Raw genomic sequence first — 20770 nt, forward strand, 5'->3', positions numbered from 1 at the left:
CTCAATGCAGCACCTTCGATTGCCCTCAGCGTAGCACATCAAAGATCGATTCACGACCTTTGATCCTTTGGATTTCTCTCGTTCACACCCACGACACAATGGTCCACCCACCCGGAGCACAGTGGCTCCGGTTCCCTCAAGACAATTATATTAATACTGTGCCAAGTACTTAAACCTGTCAATATAAATACTATCTCGTCGCAGCACAGTGGCTGGCCACCCATCCGAGGTACAGAGACCTCGGCTCCCTCATCCAATCCATATTTAATGGATTGGGTACTTCGTACTATATTCGGTCGTTCTCATCGTAGACCGATTTACGGTCTTTCCCTACCCACCCACGACACAGTGGTCATGGCTCCTTCATCAGTTGAACATTTAGTTCATCTGGTTACTCTTTGAGCAACTTTATTCAGTCGTGTACTTCATTCGTTCACACCCGAGGGATGGAACCCTCGGTTCCTTCATCCAATTGATATTTAATCAATTGGGTTACTCTTCGAGTAACTACATTCAGTCATCTTCAAGACTTTGTTTCTAAAGGAAAATCACTAGGATTCTACGACAACACAAAAGACAATTACCGCTGCATTATGATTTGACAACCGATCGATTAATGCAGCAACATAAATCCTAAAAATCTATTTTTCCAATTTGATCAAAGAGTCCGAATAACCAAATTTCTCATAGGTCTTCATCAGACCGTCATAAGCCTCAGGTGGATCTCCAATAAATAAAATTTTATTGGGAAAATGACAGGTCAAAACCTCGGGAATATCAGTAATTTTTAGACAATTCAGCATTTCCAAGGCAGGCCCACGTCCATTAGGCTCACCTTTTACATCTTGACTAGCAGGTAAATTCTCTAGGGCTAGAGAATTTACACGCCCATCTAAGAGTGCTGCATAGGCTGCCACAACAGCCATTTCCCCAGAAGCCGCAATATGAATTTCATCGGGATCCACCCCTTTTAATGAACGAAGGTAGTCCAAGCAGCGCAACACATCATACACTCGCATAGAAGCAATCGTCCTACCCAACCAAGCTGCAGACCTGCGAATATGCCATTGTTGATCATCAGCCCATCCTGTCTCACCAATACCTCTTGCATTGAAATAAGCCACATTGGCATCCTTATTTCGTCCGACCAACAAATGACTAGAAGCCCACTTGCCCTGATTGGGACTATTGAGCACCAATATCACAGGAGCTAATTCCTCTTTGGGATAGGCCGTTCTGCGAAGATCAACTTTCAACCTCCACCCCTGCTCCGGAACGAAACTATAGATTTCTCGCCCATACTTTGAAAAATTTCTGGTAGAAAATTCTTTTCTTCCTTCCATTGCACACGGATTTGGAGGAAATGCAGCAAAAGTCTGAGCAATCAATTCACCCTTTATGCTGTCGCGATATTTAAATAATTCATCTGGATTTGCCCAATCCACCTTCTCAGCTTTGGGCACAAAGGTTTCTTGAATGGTTAATGTCCTATCGTTTTTAGGCTGGCCATCCACGTACACCGCCAAATCGCGATCAGACCATTTCTTTGAAATATCCAACGCTCCAATCTCTTCTGGCGATACTTTTTTTCCGGTCAACTCCCGCAGAAAAAAAGAAAGAATAGGAGATCTCATCTCTTCGTTCTCGCCATAGCTATGCCCCCCAGGTGCCTCCATCATAGATATATTTTCCTCCGCATTGTAAAACCCATATATTTTAGACACCTTTTCATATAATGTCCTCACACTTTCAATAGAATAATAACCGTCGTGTCGAGTTTGAGCGATAACAAATGGACGCGGTGCTATCAACCCGCCTATATCCGAAAAATCCCATTGATAGGTATTAATAGGCATCATACAATCACAATGATCATCAATGGTGTTTTGACAAATCTGCCCCTCCAAAGAACCTGCACCCGCTACGGCAACGGCTGCCATTATTCTATCATCCACAGCAGGCAAGTACCAACTTTGTGACCCACCTCCAGATATTCCGGTCACCCCAATCTTGGAATCATCCACCTCTTTCAAACTGGACAATAAATCAATCCCTCTCATCCCATTCCACACTTCTACTCCTGCAGGATTATACCCACGGCTATACCATTGAAACCACCCATTCTCATAAGCTCCCAAATGTTCACCTCTCACTTCTCCCCGCTGAAGTGTCTCTATAATCAAACAAACAAATCCTTGATCTGCTAAGGCTCTAGCATGAGATTGATAATGATGTTTTTGAGTATGAGCATGGCCACATACATATAAAACCGCAGGAGCCGCTTCCTTCAAATTTTTCGGAATATATAAATTGGCAGGAACATACAAATCATCGGTTGACTCGTAATACAATTTAACTATATCAAAATTTTCCTCACTTATGGTATCCACTCGAACTACATGCGGCTGTATTCTCGGCTCAAATATCGGATAAGAAGACAAACCCAACATATCGACCAATTGTCTTCTTTTCAGCGCCTTCACATCTTCCCAATCAGATAAATTATTGATACTATCCAATGATTGAGCGGTCAACTCAACGGCTACTCGATTCAAATAATAATGAATATTATTGGGCTGATCCATTGGACCAATCAATGTACTCTCTACATTTTGTGCAATACTGATGATGGGAAATAATAAAATGGCGTAGATGTATTTCATTTTCTTATTTTTCAATTCCAAACCAATGAATGGCATTGTGGTAAAATATTTTGTCCACTACTGAAGCTGGCAGCTTCAATCCTTGAAAAGGACTATCTATTAAATCACTTTCCATATCATCATCTGTTGTAAAATACTGCCAATCACGACGCCAATTTTCATCCATACCGCTGTACAAATCTTCTTGACTACCTTTTCCACCGTCACCCAAATCCGTGGCATACAATATCCGATCTTGATAAGCCATAAAGAAATCCCTCACTTTCTCTCTGTTTTCAGCCGTCTGATAAAAAATCTGGCCCATTCGTGCAGCTAAACCCACAGCCATATTGGGAAATCTATCTAAGGTTTTGGCCAACTCATCAACACTCCATTCAAGACTCCCCATATGGGCGCCGACAAACCTAAGGTCGGGATTTTTCTCCAGCATGCGATCTCTTGCCGATATTTGATCTTCATAACTGGGCAAATCTGGAAATTGATACATATGATATTCAGGGTGTTTTTTAAAGTATTTTTTATCGTTGTTTGTCGTCATTTCCTCAAGCGGCAACCAACAGTTTTTGGGTTCCCCCAAATGCCCCAATAGGGTTTTTCCTTGATCTTTAATAAATTTAAATATTGGATCAAACTTAGCATCATCAATCATAAACATTTTTCCCGCCCCATCTTTTGCCACCATGCCGATATTCTTCCAAACTTTCACCCCAACAACTCCTTCCTGGAAACAACTATCCAACCATTGGATTACATTATTCTGCCAGTTTTCATCCTCCCAATCTTCCACAGAAAAAGAAGTAATAGTTGCTACTTTATTGGGAAACATTTCCTGCTGTAATTGACCATAGGTATATTTTCGATGGACTTCATCCCACCCGTTTTTTGTCTCGAGAGAGACATTGACAATTTGAAAATTATCTTTTCCTGCTTTTTCCATAAAATCTCTGCGATCCGTCACCAAGTGAACATGACTATCGATTTTTTTAACTTTTGAATAATCATCAAGAGAATAATAATTCTCACCTTCCTGACAATTCATCAACATAAAAAACAAGATTACAATTGGAAAAATTTTCATAGCAAATAAGTTTTAGCAAGGTTATAGTCTAATATTTGATCATAAAAATAAGAAAATAAAAGCAAAATCCATATATTGCAAACGAAATAAAAGACCAACTCCAAAAAATCATCAATTTTCTAAGAAAAAGATCAAACAATGAATACAAAGTCAATAAAGTCTATTTTATGGTTAGGCTACTTCAATCTAGTCTTTCTCGCCACTGGATTTACTACAGAATTATCCCGTTTAGGATTAAATGTCATTCCCTATCCTCAAGAAGTTATTGTAGACGGAGAAGCATTTTATTTTAATCAGACCAACATATTTATATCCAATAAATATAGTGAAGAAGTAGAATTTACCATTCGAGAATTGGTTTTGGATTTAAAATCAGAATATGGAATTGATCTTACAACCACTACTTCGAAAGGAAAAAGCAATATAGTGTTCCAGCTAAATCCTTCATTGAATATCGACAATGACCAAGGCTATACCATTGATGTTTCTAAAAATAAAATCACCGTCGAAGCCATTTCTTCTGTCGGATTATTCCATGCAAGCCAGACCATACTCCAACTCATTATCAAAGGTAAGACTCCATATATTCCCGGCATGCAAATCGCAGATTGGCCCGACATCTTAGAAAGAGCTGTCCATTACGACACCAAACACCATCAGGATAAAAAATCTTACGTCAAAAAATTTATCCGAGATATGGCTAGGTACAAAATCAATATGATCGTATGGGAATGGGAGGACAAGCTAGCCTATGAATCTCATCCCGACATTGGAGCTCCAGGAGCATTCACCATAGAAGAGATGAAGGAATTTACAGCATATGCCCGACAATACCATATCCAATTAGTCCCTCTCGTTCAAGGATTGGGGCATGTCAGCTTTATTCTAAAATGGCCTCAATACCACCATTTACGGGAAGTAGATGACTCGGCCTGGGAATTTTGCCCCCTTAAAGAAGGCACCTATGATTTACTCTTTGCCTTATGGAAAGAGGCTATAGAAGCTACTCCGGGATCAGAATACATCCACATAGGCAGTGACGAAACCTACGAACTGGCCCATTGCCATGAATGCAAAGATTTGGCAAACGAAATTGGAGCCAGCGGGGTATATCATCTTTTTGTTGAAAAAGCCAATGAATTTCTCCAAAAACTAGGTCGAAAAGTCATGGTATGGGAAAGGCCAATGGGATGGGAAATGAGTACCAGCCCCATTACAACAGGGACTCCAGATTCAACTATCATCCTCACCGAAAGCTATGAGTATGAAGATCCTGACTTCACCTATGCCAAAAAAGCCAAAGAATTGGGATTCACCATTTTTGCCTACGACCCCAATCCGGGAATTGAAATGGGATTTTTGCCCTACTTCTATAGCGAAAGAGATGGAATAAATCAAAATGGCAGTCTGCAAAATTCTTACGATTTCTTAAAAGCAACCAGCCAATCTGGTCTATTTGACGGGATGATCAACACCTCATGGGATGATTCTGGGCATCACAATCAAACATGGATGTTGAGTTTCGTTACCTCAGCTGCATTTTCATGGAATGGCAGCAAACCAGATCTTGAGGAATTCACTACATCATTTTTTCAAAACTATTATGGCGACAATTCTACTGACCTAATAGAACTCTTCCAATTACTCAATGAAGGGGCTTACTATTATATGTCTACATTTGAACGCAAGGTCTGGCATTGGGGCGATGTCGGAAAGACTCATTTACCCGACCTTCCAAGGGGAGAAAATATAGAATACGATCCTTATTGGAATCGAGAATACAAGGATTTAATCGTTTATTCGAGAAGAACAGAAAAGAAGATGTATCGTGCCATACAGATCATCAACAACAATCTAGCAGAGGATATTGACAATGCTTATGACCTCAGAGTTTTTAAAACCGTAGCCGAAGTCATTAGAAATACAGCCCTAACAGTAAAAGACCTTTCCAGTTTAGAATTCGTGATTCGAGATGCGCACAGAAGCCACTATGTTAGTCACCAACAATCGCTTAACCTCTTGAACAAAGCACGACAGATAACCTCTTCCATCTTGGAAAGGAAAGAATCTACCTTTGCCAACATGGTTTCAGTATGGGAAGAAACCCAATTTCCAAAAGGATATTCTACTCCGGATAAAAAATATTTTTTCCAACAAGACCGCGCTCGACATTTTGCCAACAGAACAGCAGACTTGCGATACTGGATACACGACGAAGACTTGCTGGGGATAGAACACTACACACAAGAATTGGATAAATATATTGACTTTTATAAAAACACATATTTACATTAAATAGTAAAACCAATCGTGCAATGATGAAGTAACGAAAATATTATTGTCATGAATAGAATCAATCAGACATCATGTCTATCCATTTCTATAAATATATCAATGGTTCAAATTAATGGATTAAAAGCCCAATACCATTAAAAAAGAATATTCATCCAGAATTTTTGATCACAATTTCAGCTCCCCCTTCATTTTAACATGAAGGGGCTTTTTTTTTGATATAAGACAATCATTAGGTTAATATGAATTGCGATTATCCTCGTTGGTTATCTAAATAATAAGAATTACATGGACTAGAAAACACTAGTCCATGTAATTAGAAGTATAATTTAGGATAACGTCAAAAAGAAATGACCTTAAATGAATGAATAGATATCAGTGGCTATAGATTAAACCTACTAGGCAACGATGACTTTTACTCCGGCTCCTTCCAATTTTAATTTTGCTTCAGTAGATATATTTTTATCGGTAACCACCACATCAATTTTCGATATTGGAGCTATAAATGCAAAACCTCTCTTCTCAAACTTACTTGAATCACAAACGACGATGACCTCTTTGGATATCTCTATCATTATTTGATTCAAATGAGCTTCCTCTATACTAGGAGTGGATATCCCATGGGTAATATCAAATCCATCAACTCCGAGAAACAACTTGTCGCAAAAGTAATTTCTAAAACCTTTTTCGGCTAGGATACCCACCAATGACAAAGAGTTTTTCCGAAGACTTCCTCCAGGCACGATTACATTAACCTTACTTTTCACCAAATGAGTAGCGATATTCAAGGCGTTGGTGATCACGGTCAATTCATTGTGATTCATTAAGTTTTTTGCCACTTCAAAAGTCGTTGATCCCGAGTCTAGGATAACGGTATTACCTTCAGAAATAAGTTCGGCACATTTTTTACCGATATCCATTTTCTCTTGAAGATTTTGTTTCTGCTTATCCGACAAAGGATAGTCTAAGCCCACGTAACTTTGCTTCACCTTCATAGCACCACCTCGGGCTCGAAGTAACATATTTTTCTTTTCAAGTTGTGCTAAATCATTACGCACTGTTACTTCACTTACCCCAAACAGACCACTAAGATCTGTTACACTAACTTGACCTTCTTTATTCAACTTGTCCAAAATGGCTATTCTTCGACTTACCGTTGACTTATTCTCTTTTGAGCCCATTCCTAAACGTTTAATTTAATATCTAATCCCCAAACTTATACCTTTTTCAAACAATTGAATGAAAAAACTAGTAAAAGCTTGCGATAATAATAGATTGAAAAATCATCACATCAATTATCATGCAAAAGATAGATAGAATAATTCTCAATTAAAAACATAAGGAGTATTTTTATTTTTTTACTTTCGTTTGCCTATCTTTGATACTATTATCTTTCGATAGGTTATTATATTACTAAAAACCCTAAATGATTTTTCTGAATGAAGGTATTGGTTATTGGAGAATTAAATGTAGATATTATTTTAGATGATTTTTCAGATTCCCCTCAAATTGGAAGGGAAGTTTTGGCAGAGAAAATGAATATCACTCTAGGTAGTTCTTCCGCCATCTTCGCTTCCAATCTATCCAATCTCGGCAATCATGTAGACTTCATGGGTGGAATTGGAAATGACTACTTTGCAGAAGTAATTCTTAAGTCCTTTGCCAAACACAAAGTTCGGACCCAGCTTTTGACAAGATTCCCCAATCATCCTACAGGTGCGACATTTGTACTCAATGCAGGAGAAGACAGAGCCAATGTAACTCATCTCGGAGCCATGGCTCATTTTTCCATAGAACAAATCGACCTAAATCAGCTTAATCAATATCAGCACTTACATATTTCTTCTTACTTTTTCCAACCCAAATTAAAAAAAGATATATCCACCTTATTCAGATTAGCCAAGAATGGAGGTCTAACTACTTCCTTTGATATGCAGTGGGATCCGCTTGAACATTGGGACATCGATTTATCCGAAATTCTACCCTATGTTGATATTTTCTTTCCCAACGAAGCAGAACTAATAAACGCGACCCATTCCCAATCACTTGAAGAGGCCATTAACCATTTGAGACATATAAATTATCATATATGTGCTGTTAAACAAGGAAACAAAGGTTCCACCTTACTACACAACCAAAGCTCAAATCACCATCCAGGATTTCTAAATGCCGATGTTGTGGATGCTATTGGAGCAGGGGACAGTTTCAATGCTGGTTTTATACACCAATTTATTCGTCGACACCCCCTAGATAAATGTCAAGACTATGCCAGCTTGGTTGCCGCCATTTCGACCACCCAAATTGGAGGAACTCGAGCTTTGGAAGATCGCCAATATAGAGAAGAAAAAGCGATAGCTCAATTTGGAAAAGCTCTCTCTTAATATATAATACGAATTACATTTATAATTAACGGTAATCTTTCGATTTATTAGAAGTTTTACTTCGTTTAAAATACTCGCCGTAGCTACGGCTATGCTGGCAATCCCTCCCAAAACACGGAGGTTTTGGCTCCTTCATCATTGACCGATTTACGGTCTTTCCCTACCCACCCACGACACAGCGGTCGTGGCTCCCTCATCGTAGACCTATTTAAGGTCTACGGTTCTTCGAACTACATTCGGTCGTGAGCTTCATTCAGTCGTAGCCTCGTCAAACGGCCAACCCTCCCGTGAGACTGAGCTCACGGCTCCCTCGCTGAAAGTCGATTTACGACTTTCAATGCTACGCATCCTGCTCAGTTGTCTCGAAATCTTTTCCGTCATTATAAAATGTAATTCGTATAATTCAGCCTACTATAAAACCCCACCTTATACAACCCTGCACATTATAACCCTGTACATTATAACCCTGTACATTATAACCCTGTAAATACCATTCTGCAAACCCAACAAAACCACCTTTCATTAAGTTTCGAAATAAATATTATCTCATAAATTTATCTTTCATTTAATTATTTTATTACTTTTGCAAAGTTATTATTAACTTGCTTTTACTAACTAATTCTATAGTTAGGTAAAATTACATAACTAGATGAAACTTCAAGAAAAACTATTCGAATGCCAACAAAAGGGAAAAGCATTACTTGCTTGTAATTTTTATAATTTTGAAACCCTTAAATCAATTTTATTAGCTGCAAAAAAAACCAAACAACCCATAATCTTACAAGCCACCAAATCTACAATAGACTATATGGGATTGGCTATGACCGTAAAAATGGCAAAAACTGGACTAGAACAATATGAAGTAGAGGGTTGGTTACATCTCGATCATTGCACCACGATTGAACTCATTACCGCAGCTCTTGGCGCGGGATTTGATTCTGTTATGATAGATGCCAGCGAACAACCACTGGATTTCAATCTCAAAATAACCAGAAAAGTAGTAGAACTGGCGAAAAAATACAATGCCAATGTGGAGGCTGAATTGGGTTATATTGCCAAACTAGGTCAATCCCATGAATCTGCGGGATTTACCAAACCTGAAGAAGCAAGAAAATTTGTAGACAGTACAGGTATAGACGCATTAGCGGTAGCCATCGGTTCTGCTCATGGATTTTACAAACAAACCCCCAAACTAGATCTTGACAGACTTTCAGAAATCCGTCAAGCTACCGAAGCATTTCTTGTATTGCATGGATCTTCAGGCATTCCACACCAACAGTTAACAGAGGCTGTATCGAGAGGAATTTGCAAAATCAACCTAGCAACAGAAATAAAGAATATTTTCATGCAATCCTTATCTGACCGCCTCCACCATACCGACGAAATAGATTTGCGCAAGGTATTTCCCCATGCTACAGAATCTGCTTCCAGCCTCATTCAAGAAAAATTAAATTGTATCAAGTCCTAGCACGAAAGAGATCTATACTTATATAGATTAAACTTGAACGAATATCACATTCCGTCACAAAACTGTAATAGAAATCATAAAAACCCATGATCTGCAATCCCATTGAAGGGTAATACGAATTACATTTATAATCAACACCTACCTTCCAAAATAAAATCACAAATAGTTCTAAAAAATGAAATAATATTATTAAACATCCAGTGTTTGACCATTCAACATTATCAATCTTTTGAACGTTTAATCAGTCTATGCACAGGACCAGATACATTAGCCAAATTGAGTGTTCTAAAACTAACATCAAATTCACTTTTAGTTAAATCAATATTTACTTCACTTACAACATTCATCCATTGACTAATGCTATCCACCTTGATTTGATATGACTTAAAATTGGGCGTATTAGAGTGCAATTTTATCTTAGCTATGTTATCCTTTATAAAAACTTTAGAGGCAATTGTATTTGGCGTCCATTCGATAGCATTACGATTTTTCTCTCTGACCATAAACTCTGGTTGATTGTATGCCCAGTGTGGATGATCTTCCCACATCCAAACATGATTATCAAAATAATCATCTTCATATACAATTAATTTCGAATCAAAATATGGCCAACTTAAAAACATGTTATTATTTATATGATATTCTACCCAAGTGTAGGTCCGAGCAAAACTTTCCTTTGACCGCTCAAACTCAGGATCATAATCCATTTTAACTCTATCTATTCCTTTAATTAAATCTATATCAGCAGCTTTATTTTTCAAATACTCATCTCGTACTTCCAATACAGATAAAGGAATTCCATTTTTTTCAAAATAGTGATTGTATTTAGCATCCAACAAAACCCACTTTCCCATAGAATTAACCCATGTTTCATTAATACCATGATGTTGATCGATAACACCAGAAACACCTGGTCCAGTACCCAAAGGTCGGCTCACATATCCATAGGCGTTAAAAATTGCATTCTGAACCTTCATAAAATGACCACAATGAAATCCAACACCTTCCAATGCGGCATCTAGAATTCCTTCTACATAACCATTTCCCGGATAAGGATCACCATCGTTATCGATAGAAATCGTCTGATGTATCCATTCTTTAATCATAAGTATTCTTAAAAATTCATCCTCCCCTCCCTCAAAAATAGTATCTAATTGATACTTATCAATTAAGTTTTGAAACTTTGGCTGAGTTAGATCTTCATAAGAATTAAACACAGTATTCTCTCTAAATTCTACATTATCAAGTTCAATTATTTCAAATCTCTCATCTTTACATCCAAGGACTACAAAAACAACCATTGGAAACCAGTATATACATTTCAGCAACATCATATAATTTAATTAAAATCAAGGACATAACCTCCGTGGAGTTAAAATTCTTCATTCATTCTCAGAGCTAAACTAAAAAAACACTCACGATGGATAGATTAATTAGATTTATTTTCAAGTAAAACTAGATTTGTCGTAGATTTCTGCCAATTCTGATAGACCTTTCTATACTTCTGCCCCAAAGACATCGCATATGATCCTATCAATAGATCAACATCTCCATCTCCATCTATATCACCATCCTCCATCACCATCCATCGACCATCGGCTGAATTGGAAAATGTATGTGCATTAAAATTTAATGAATCGGAATCTATATTTTCAAGATAAACAAAGCCCTCATTAGGGGCCACGGCATATTCAGGAAAAAAAGAAATTACAGCCAAATCAAAATCACCATCTAAATCAAAATCGTTTACTATTAACTTTGTCGCACCGTAAATTGGGTAAAACCATGTTTCATTATATTCATCATTTCCTAAATTGAGAAACAGTCTGACTCCATGAAAGTTCTTTGCCATAACAGAGATATCACCATTATCTCCATTTGAAAGAAAAATATCCAAGTTGCCATCTCCATTATAATCAACCAATTCAAACCAACTAGAACCAAATTCAGGTGGCAATTGAATTACTTGTTTTTTTTCAAATTTCAAATCTCCTTTATTGTACAGTATATAAATACCCTCATTACCTTGAGATGCCAAAACAACAACATCTGTTCTTCCATCTCCATTCATATCCTCAACCTCTATTTTGGTAGTTCCTGGCACATCGAGCAACCCGATTTTTTTATATTCTTCTCCCTCTTTTACAAAAAGGGACAATTTCCCAGTTTGATTTCCAAACTCGCATATTATAAATTCCTCCAATCCATTTTGATCTAGATCTACTATTTCGAACGATACTGGACGATGTAAGTTCTTAGCTATGGTTTGGACACCTTCCTCATCTATTCTATATAAAACACCATTCGCATTATCACTTGGCATTAATTCACCAATTTCAAGAATATAACTTACCCCTTTGAAAAACAAAGAAGACACAACTGGAGAATTAAAATTTATGATTTCATTTTTTGATTTTAAGGCTAATCCTGTCGGCCACGAAGCTACCATTTTACGATTTCCATCCCCAATTAGAAATGTTTTAGAAATACTATCAAAATCTATACTTGAAACCAAGGAAATTCCGGGATCCCCATCTAAATTTATGCTCTTTGGTATAAATTGATCAAGATTTAATGTTCGCTGTACCCTAGAGCTATCTGATATTACAATGGGAGGTGCTAAATCCATAATATATTGACGTAGTCTATTCCAAGAAACACTATCAATATCAGATGAAGACAACTGTTTATTCTTTTGTTCATAAATATCGCTATTAACAAAAAAATTAAATTCTTTATCTGGTGCCTCAAATTCATACCCCAATCTATATGCCATATTAGGCAAAACATGATGATCCCAAATATATTGGGTAAGACGAGTAGGGTCAGGTGCTAGGTGACAACTTCCGCAATAATCGTTAAAAACCAATTGGTTAGTATTTCTACTCTGGCTGCTTTGACAATTATAAATAAAGATCAACCCAATTACGATCAACGTCACATAAACATACTTATTTACATTCCCTTGTTCCACCCGATAAAACATTTTGTTAGCAAATCACCTATATTTTAAAAAAAGTATAACTAATTCAAAAAATAAAATTAATAATTCAATTAAAATCCAACCCAAAGTCAACGAACTTTACAAACATCACCCCTTAACTTTAAAAGGTTGATGCCATCTACTCCATTCAGACCAATTACCGTAGGTATTTGATTGGCGTACTCTCACATAATATATTTGACCCAATTCTAGAGAAGACTTACCAGTCAACGACCCTACAAAACTTCCTGAATTGGTATTAATTTCAACCTTCTCTATGATACCTAATTCCTCGGATTGAAAAACTATATCTTCACCCTCACTATCTGAAGCTAATTCAACAACCCATTCAGACAACTCTCCTGCACCACCATAGGGAGTCTTATACAATTTGGGATTGGCTGACGTTACCACAGGTCCAATAGGCTGAGTAGAAATGACAAAATTATCAAACCATCGACCTTGTTTTTTAATCGCACCACTATTCCAGTATGATTCCAAAAAGACTGCATTGATTCCATGTTCAATATAGCTTCCTCTAAAATTTAGTTCTGTATTTACTACTTCCAACCTACCATCGATCCATAGCTCCATGACCCCATCTGAATTGCCTGGAGTATTCAATTTTGCTCTAACCTCAACTGGTATCCAATATCCTGATTCTTTTGTAGAAGTTAATTCAAATTCCGATGACATATTACCCAGCCATATCAGATTATCGAAATCATTATATTTTTTTGTAATAATCGTATCAGCCTGACCTTTTACACCGCTTGCAGGGTCAAGTGAAACATTATCTCTATCACCACTACTCCATAAATGCAAAATCATGGCTTGACTCCAATCCGAAGCAACTATACTGGTAGCTCGTGACACTTTTGCCGGTGCTCCTCTCCATCCCAACTCATGCTTAACATATATTCGCCAGTAAATATCATCAAATGATTCTTCGCTACGAACAGTGTTACTACTATTAGGAAAATCTCCAAAAGCAACCTTTCGATCACCACGACCAGTTACATCACCAGCATTAAAACCAAAATCTGCTGAACCTCCAGACACTCCATATTTCATATTTTTATCGATTCCGCCCCGTTGCTCCATATACAATTTTTCAGTTGAAAAATCATCATACCAAATCACAGCTGTATCATCTTCATGTGGCTGCTCAATATCCATTTCGACAAAATCAATTCTAGGAACCATTGGATCTCCCTCCTTTTTGACTTCATTAGATTCTAGTTCACTCTTTTGACATGCTGCAATCGCAGCAAAACAGAAAAAATAAAAAATAAAACATATATTTATTTTTATAGTATTTAATGGATTCATTATGTATTTTTTAGATCAAAAATTTTTAAGTAACATACTGGCCGAATGAATATTTCAAACCCAGCAAAAAAAACGCCTCATAAAAGACCATTTTATACCAAGTGGATTTTATAATGTCAGTTATGATTTTGAGATGACCGAATAAAGTTGCCCAAAAAGCAACCAACTGTCCTTAATGGACATTTGATGAGGATGACTGAATGAATTGCCAAGCATCCAATCGACTAAATGTCGATATGATACCTTATACGAATTACATTTATAATTAACGGTAATCTTTCGATTTATTTGAAGTTATACATCGTTTAAAATACTCGCCGTAGCTACGGCTATGCTGGCAATCCCTCCCAAAACACGGAGATTTTGGCTCCTTCATCATTGACCGATTTACGGTCAATGGCTCTGCGAGCTTCATTCAGTCGTAGCCTCGTCTAACTCCAAATATTTTCAAAATCTTTTCCGTCATCATAAAATGTAAATCGTATTACACAATATTCGGTCATGTCTCTACATAAATAAATCGAAATATACTCAACGATCATAAATGCATTTGATATTAAAAGCTCAATTATTCAAAAAAACCATTGAATAGAGCTGGATTAAGATCCCGCTCTATTCAATGAATAATAATCGACACAGATAAAAACAATTTTATTTTATCTTCAAACTATCAGAACCTCACCCAATTTATTGATGCTGGTCTTCAATTAATAGCCAGGATTATTCCCTGACTGCCTCATAATAGGGTTGGTTTCCAATTCTTCTGCGGGAATAGGTGCTAATAAGTGAGTAGATACTTCAAATTTAAATTGATTATCATCATTTGGGAATGAAAAATCACTAGCAGTCCAATCTCCCAAATCAATAAAACCAGCCGCATGCCATCGCTTCAAATCAACCCAACGAATCCCTTCCTCACCTGCCAATTCAAGGAATCGTTCGTTCATGATATCTTCCATAGAGATTGAGGCTAAATCAGCTGGGGATATCGATTCAATTCCATCCACAGTAGATTTTCTCGCTCTTTTCCTAACTTCATTTACCTGTATTAAAGCCTTCTCAGAAGCTCCTGTTTGCAAATAAGCCTCAGCCACTGCAAGCTTAACATCCGCAAGACGTAAAATCCTAGGATTTACACCAGATGAGATTCCACAACAACCCCGTCCATCCTTATTATCCAACAAATCTCCACGATCTCCATTTATATATTTTTTAAATTGGTGACCATTAAATCGATCCCACCAAAAATCTCCTATTGTTTCATCTTTTCTAGGATCTAATGGATCAAAAGCATCGATTAATTTTTGTGTTGGCCCCACCGATCCACCTCCCGAAGACGAATTTGACCAATGTTGGGTAAAATAACCATAATAAGCGCCTATTGCTCCATTACTGCCACCATAGTCATTGTCCAACCAAGGGTTTTCCACATAATTAATACTCGCTTGAAATTCAAAAAGAGACTCTGGATTATTCTCTGTTCGATAGTCAAAATTATCACCAAAATGAACTCCGTCTATGGTTGTTATTGATTTATCAATTGACTCAAAAGCTTGTATAGCTCGATTATAATCTCCCTCACGATCACCACCATCGTACTGATCGGCATAATTTGCACGCAATAAATATGCCTTCACTAAAAGACCATAAGAGCTATTTTTAAATATTCTCCCCTTGTTATTTATATCCCATTGTTCAGGTAATAATAAAATGGAAGACTCTAAATCAGCAATGGCAGCATCTAACATTTCAAATCCTTGGCTAGGACCGTGGGTGGATTGCTCTAGTGATTTAATCCATTCTAACACCAGTGGTGCCTTTCTCCAATTCTGCCATAAATTAATATGAGCCCACGCTCTAAAAAAGAGAGCTTCTCCAAGGTTAAAATTTTTCAATTGTGGGTCAACATATACATCAGATGATTTCTCAATATTTTCCAACATAAAATTTGACCTATTGACTATAATAAAGTATCGCTGCCACAACATCGCATTTCTATTATCACTAGGTGAAAGTCCAGCAAAAGCTTCATACGCAGCATTGGAATTCCCACTATTGGTCAGATCATCACCGGGCAACAGCCAATAGGGATGAATAGTAGTACCCCTACCAATTAATCCAGTTCCTAAATTAGCAGAATATATATTTGCTAATTCAGCATACATCCCACCTACTCCTCTTTGAATTTTGTCCTCATTATCAAAGAATGTCTCAGACACCTCATCAACAATAGGAACATCTAAATATTCATCAGTACAAGCAATTACAAAAAGAACAAAGAACGCAAATGACAATTTATTTATATTTCTCATTTTTTTAAAATTTTATATTAAGTCCAGTATAAATCATTCTTGGAGCCGGATTGTTATTATCTTCAGGATCTAGCCCCCCATACCTAGTTTGAGTAAATGTATTCGAAGACCCCACATAAATGCTTAAGTGACTAAAGTAATTAGAAACAGTTTTGTAAAATTTTTCAGGAAAATCGTAACTCAATTTAATATTAGTCAATCTGAAATAACTTGCATCGTCTACAAAGAGATTAGAGAATCTAAAATTATTAGCTGGATCCCCCCATATCTGCCTAGGAAGATCTGTATCTGTATTAGATGGAGTCCAAAAATTGAGAGCTTCACGACTTCTATTTGATCCTATCGCACTTGGATTAGCTAGTGCTCTCACTGGATTGTATTTTTGAACATCGCCCACACCATAAAATACCATATCAAATGAAAATCCTTTATATCCGGCATTAAAATTAAGCCCATAATAAAAGCCAGGTATCACCTTTCCCAAATAAGTTTGATCAAATTGATCTACCTGACCATCCGGTTGAGAATTATAAAATTCAGACTCATTAGCGGGCGATCCATACAAATCCTTAAAATAAAAATCACCTGCAGATACCAAAGCTTCATTGTAAGAAACATCTTTTACGCTACTTATCCAATCAATTGCTTCTTGTTCAGTTTGAAAAGTACCCACATACATAGGACCTCTTATATAACCAATCGACTGACCTTCTTCAACTCTACCACTACTGGTTGATCTTGGAATACCTTCATATAATTTTAAGACCTCGTTCTTTTGAGTAGTTAAATTTCCCCCTACACTATACCATACTTCACCTATTGAGTTAGAATAACTAAGGTTAAGTTCTATTCCTCGATTACTTACATCTCCAACATTAGACTCTGGCCCATTTATTATACCTGAACTTAAAGGAATAGTTACATCTTGTAATAAACCCTCAGTAAGCTTATCGTAATATTCAAACGACATACTTAAAGATTTAAAGAAAACAGCATCAAAACCAATATTGAATGTAGTAGTAGTTTCCCATGACAATGTTGGATTGGAAAGCCCCATAACTACTGCAGACTTATAAATATTTCCATAGCCATCTCCAGTTGTACCCCACACGTGATTAGGTCGTTGATTTACTAAAGATAAATAGGCATTTTTTGTAACTTCATCATTCCCCAACTGACCATATCCAGCTCTTATTTTAAAATCATCAACAAAAGTCAAAGATTTCACAAATGGCTCAGTCGACAGCCTCCACGCAACCGATGCAGCGGGAAAGACACCCCATCGATGATTAGGTGCAAAACTAGAAGAACCATCTCTTCTAATTGAAAAATCAAGATAGTATTTAGACGCATAATTATAACCTGCTCTTAAAAAGGTTCCAAATCTAGAAGAGACCTCCCGTCGATTAAATACACTATTGGTACTTCCAGAGCCGAAAATAATTTTTTCAGGATCAGTATTTGAAATGTTTTCAGAATACATCTCCCTATATTCATACTTATGTTTATTACCCATAGCCCCAACAAGAATATCAACCTTATGATTTCCAAAATAATTTTCATAATTAGCTGTTAAATCAAATTGAGTAGTTTGATTATTTCCAATTGTAACATTGTATATTCCAAGTGAGCCCGCTTCAGCGTGGGCTGCTGGATCACCACCTTGTGGAATGTAATAATCGGCTTCAAATGAATTAATAATATCAGTATCTGTATTGAGATTATCTAAACTGAATGCACCTTTTAATTTAAAATGACTTATAGGTTCTACTTCAACATATGCCTTTCCTGTTCCTCTAAAACCACTATTTTCTATATGATTTAATTCATTCCTTGCAATTTGATTGGTTGCAGTATTAGAACCATAAAGTCTAAGCCCAGTCCAATTCCCATTCTCATCATATCCTTCCAATACTTGTGCAAAACCGCGATTATTCACTCCTCCATTTGGATCATAGATTGGTTGAAAGGGAACTGCTGTTGCTGCACTTAGAGTATTGGATATTGGCTGATTACTTTTTGTAGAGCCTACTAATCCATTAACACCCATACGCAACCAAGAATTGACATCTATATTCAGCTTAAACGTACCAGTTATTCGATCCATATAATTTCCCAGATATACTCCGTCTTGTTCACTCTTACTGATTGATGTGAAATAATTCATCGCATCAGTACCTCCCGACAAACTAGCAGAAAAATCCTTAGTCATTGCATTGCTATTCTCAATAGCTCTCTGCCAATCAGTAGTAGGAGCATTACCTAAATAATGAGGACTAGCGGGATCAAACACCCTTTGATCTTCTGGCAACAATTCAGAAGATTCACTAGTAGCTCTTATCGAATTATTGAACGCTACATATTCCTTAGAATTTAACATATCAATATGATTGGGAAGACTTGTCCAACCCATCCTAGTATTCAAGGCAACTTTAGGCTTCCCAGATTTACCACTCTTTGTAGATATCAAAACCACACCATTGGCAGCTCTTACACCATAAATGGCAGCAGCCGAAGCATCTTTGAGTACGGTTATGGACTCAATATCTGACGGATTGATAAGACTCATTACGTTTAAATTCCCCCTAAAATAATCACCATTTTGGCTAGTTCCTTCCACTCCAGCTCCATATTCTTCAAGAATTACCCCATCCAATACATATACTGGATCTGCTACACCCCATGTATTCGTTCCCCGTACTCTTATCGTAGGTCTAGCCATGGGATTCCCATTATTCCCAATCACTTGAACCCCTGACATCTGACCTTGCATGGCCATTTCAGGTGACATCGAAAATCGCTTTGTAATGTCCACACTAGATATTTGAGATATCGCAGTTGTAACATCTCGCTTTGATTTTTCACCATAACCCACTACTACTAATTCGTCTAATGTCTGAGAATCTTCTATTAAACGAATCGTTAAATTAGTTCTTCCTTCAATGGGAATTTCTGCTGTCTGATACCCGATGTAAGTGACCATCAAGACAGCATTTTCGCTTACATCATTAAGAATAAATTTTCCATCAAAATCTGTAGCCACTCCAATATCGGTTCCTTTTACCAATATATTTACACCAACAAGAGTTTCCTCGCCGCTATCAGACAAAACAAGCCCACTAACACTTTGAGCTTGCCCATAACTTATTCCTACATTAAACACCATACCAATAAGAAAAGCGACTGAAAAAAATAATCGCTTCCACTTACTTGTTTTTTCATAATTCGTGATAGTTTGATCTTTCATAATCCTTATTTATTAAATAATTTATAAAAATTTGCTCTAACCAGTATTATAGCTAGCAAATAATTACGAAACGCAAATTAATTCTTACAAAAGTTGAATATATGAAAAGTTTTCAAAAGCTTAAAACTTTTTTAAACTTTCGTTACATTTTTTTATTAAACAATTCTCTTAGATTAAAATTAGCCCATCAACCACAAATAACAACATCTACTACCAATCCCCGTCTACAACAAAGGAAAAATAACATTTTGTAAAAATTTCAAAACTTAAACAATGAAAATTCAATAACGTCAATTTCGAAAGGATATGAAACAAAACAATAAAACACATGATCTTACACTTAAATCATTACATGTACAAATTCAAGGTAATCTTATTCAGATTTTCTGACAGCAATCCTTTTACAAAGGAAAACGTAACGATAACTATAAATTGATCTTTCTTGATTCCATCTACCCAACAACCTACAACTCGAATAAAAAAGACCTGTAAATAAAAGTATTACCTAATGCATTGTTAATTGTCTATTATTTTTCGACTGATTATAGAGATAGGACCGAATGAGGTAGCCTAAAGAGCAACTTCATTCGTTCCCTCCATTGCAGGGGAATTTGGCTATCGAATTACGTTGCAATCACGCCTCGACAATTCGCTTACCATGGATAGTGCAGTTCACGCCTCTTCATGGGAAAGATTACCATGAAGTTTTATTAATACCACGCCGGATCCAGTGGCTCCAGGTCTTACTACTACCAATATGATTTTACCGTGGCACAGTGACCAACCCATCCTCGGCATGGTGGACTCGGTTCCTTTAATTTTATTATATTATTATTGAAAAATGTAATTTAATACTTATCTATATAAATGTACTCTCGTGGCAGCACAGAGGCTTCACTCGCCCTGGCAAACCCACCCGGAGCTCAGTGGCTCCAGTTAATGTCTTGTCCTAAAATAGGTTTACACAAAAACAATCAAAAATGAAGGAAAAAAGTAAATCAATTTCAGGATTAC

General features: G+C 36.8%; 11 protein-coding genes. 3 read left to right on the forward strand and 8 right to left on the reverse strand.

The genetic code is table 11. The features are described from left to right. Positions 1 to 641: 641 nt before the first annotated feature. Together LVD51_RS19125 and LVD51_RS19130 are read right to left on the reverse strand one after the other, a co-directional pair. Complete coding sequence (locus LVD51_RS19125) at positions 642 to 2663, reverse strand: alpha/beta hydrolase family protein (RefSeq protein WP_236972983.1); 2022 nt, start codon at positions 2661 to 2663, stop codon at positions 642 to 644. 4 nt (positions 2664 to 2667) lie between these two features. Next, positions 2668 to 3741, reverse strand: coding sequence for an amidohydrolase family protein (locus tag LVD51_RS19130; RefSeq protein WP_236972984.1), 1074 nt, complete (start codon positions 3739 to 3741; stop codon positions 2668 to 2670). A gap of 138 nt (positions 3742 to 3879) precedes the next feature. On the opposite strand from LVD51_RS19130, the gene LVD51_RS19135 reads away from it, so the two are divergent. Next, positions 3880 to 6036 carry a beta-N-acetylhexosaminidase gene (locus LVD51_RS19135; RefSeq protein ID WP_236972985.1) on the forward strand — a complete coding sequence of 719 codons (2157 nt, stop codon included), beginning with the start codon at positions 3880 to 3882 and terminating at the stop codon, positions 6034 to 6036. Between the two features lie 395 nt (positions 6037 to 6431). On the opposite strand, the gene agaR is transcribed toward LVD51_RS19135, so the two are convergent. Beyond that, positions 6432 to 7214, reverse strand: coding sequence for a transcriptional repressor AgaR (gene agaR, locus LVD51_RS19140; RefSeq protein ID WP_236972986.1), 783 nt, complete (start codon positions 7212 to 7214; stop codon positions 6432 to 6434). Between the two features lie 258 nt (positions 7215 to 7472). Here agaR and LVD51_RS19145 point away from each other — a divergent pair, with 258 nt between their 5' ends. Continuing rightward, the gene (locus tag LVD51_RS19145; protein WP_236972987.1) at positions 7473 to 8414 is read left to right on the forward strand and encodes a carbohydrate kinase family protein; all 942 of its coding nucleotides are present in this window, start codon (positions 7473 to 7475) and stop codon (positions 8412 to 8414) included. A gap of 649 nt (positions 8415 to 9063) precedes the next feature. Then, positions 9064 to 9882: a class II fructose-bisphosphate aldolase gene (locus LVD51_RS19150; RefSeq protein WP_236972988.1), complete on the forward strand. Its 819-nt coding sequence runs from the start codon at positions 9064 to 9066 to the stop codon at positions 9880 to 9882. Between the two features lie 221 nt (positions 9883 to 10103). Here the strand turns inward: LVD51_RS19150 and LVD51_RS19155 are convergent, their stop codons facing one another. From LVD51_RS19155 to LVD51_RS19175, 5 genes are all read right to left on the reverse strand, one after another. Then, positions 10104 to 11216, reverse strand: a complete 1113-nt coding sequence (locus tag LVD51_RS19155; protein WP_236972989.1) for a hypothetical protein — start codon at positions 11214 to 11216, stop codon at positions 10104 to 10106. Positions 11217 to 11311: 95 nt separating this feature from the next. Then, positions 11312 to 12856: an FG-GAP repeat domain-containing protein gene (locus LVD51_RS20170; RefSeq protein WP_236972990.1), complete on the reverse strand. Its 1545-nt coding sequence runs from the start codon at positions 12854 to 12856 to the stop codon at positions 11312 to 11314. A gap of 117 nt (positions 12857 to 12973) precedes the next feature. Then, entirely contained in the window at positions 12974 to 14197 is a 1224-nt protein-coding gene (locus tag LVD51_RS19165; RefSeq protein ID WP_236972991.1) for a hypothetical protein, read from the reverse strand. Positions 14198 to 14904: 707 nt separating this feature from the next. After that, the gene (locus LVD51_RS19170; RefSeq protein ID WP_236972992.1) at positions 14905 to 16509 is read right to left on the reverse strand and encodes a RagB/SusD family nutrient uptake outer membrane protein; all 1605 of its coding nucleotides are present in this window, start codon (positions 16507 to 16509) and stop codon (positions 14905 to 14907) included. Between the two features lie 4 nt (positions 16510 to 16513). Then, entirely contained in the window at positions 16514 to 19756 is a 3243-nt protein-coding gene (locus LVD51_RS19175) for a SusC/RagA family TonB-linked outer membrane protein (protein WP_236972993.1), read from the reverse strand. Positions 19757 to 20770 lie beyond the last annotated feature (1014 nt).

Source organism: Membranihabitans marinus (genome assembly GCF_021729155.1).
Taxonomy (GTDB): Bacteria; Bacteroidota; Bacteroidia; order Chitinophagales; family Saprospiraceae; genus Membranihabitans; species Membranihabitans marinus.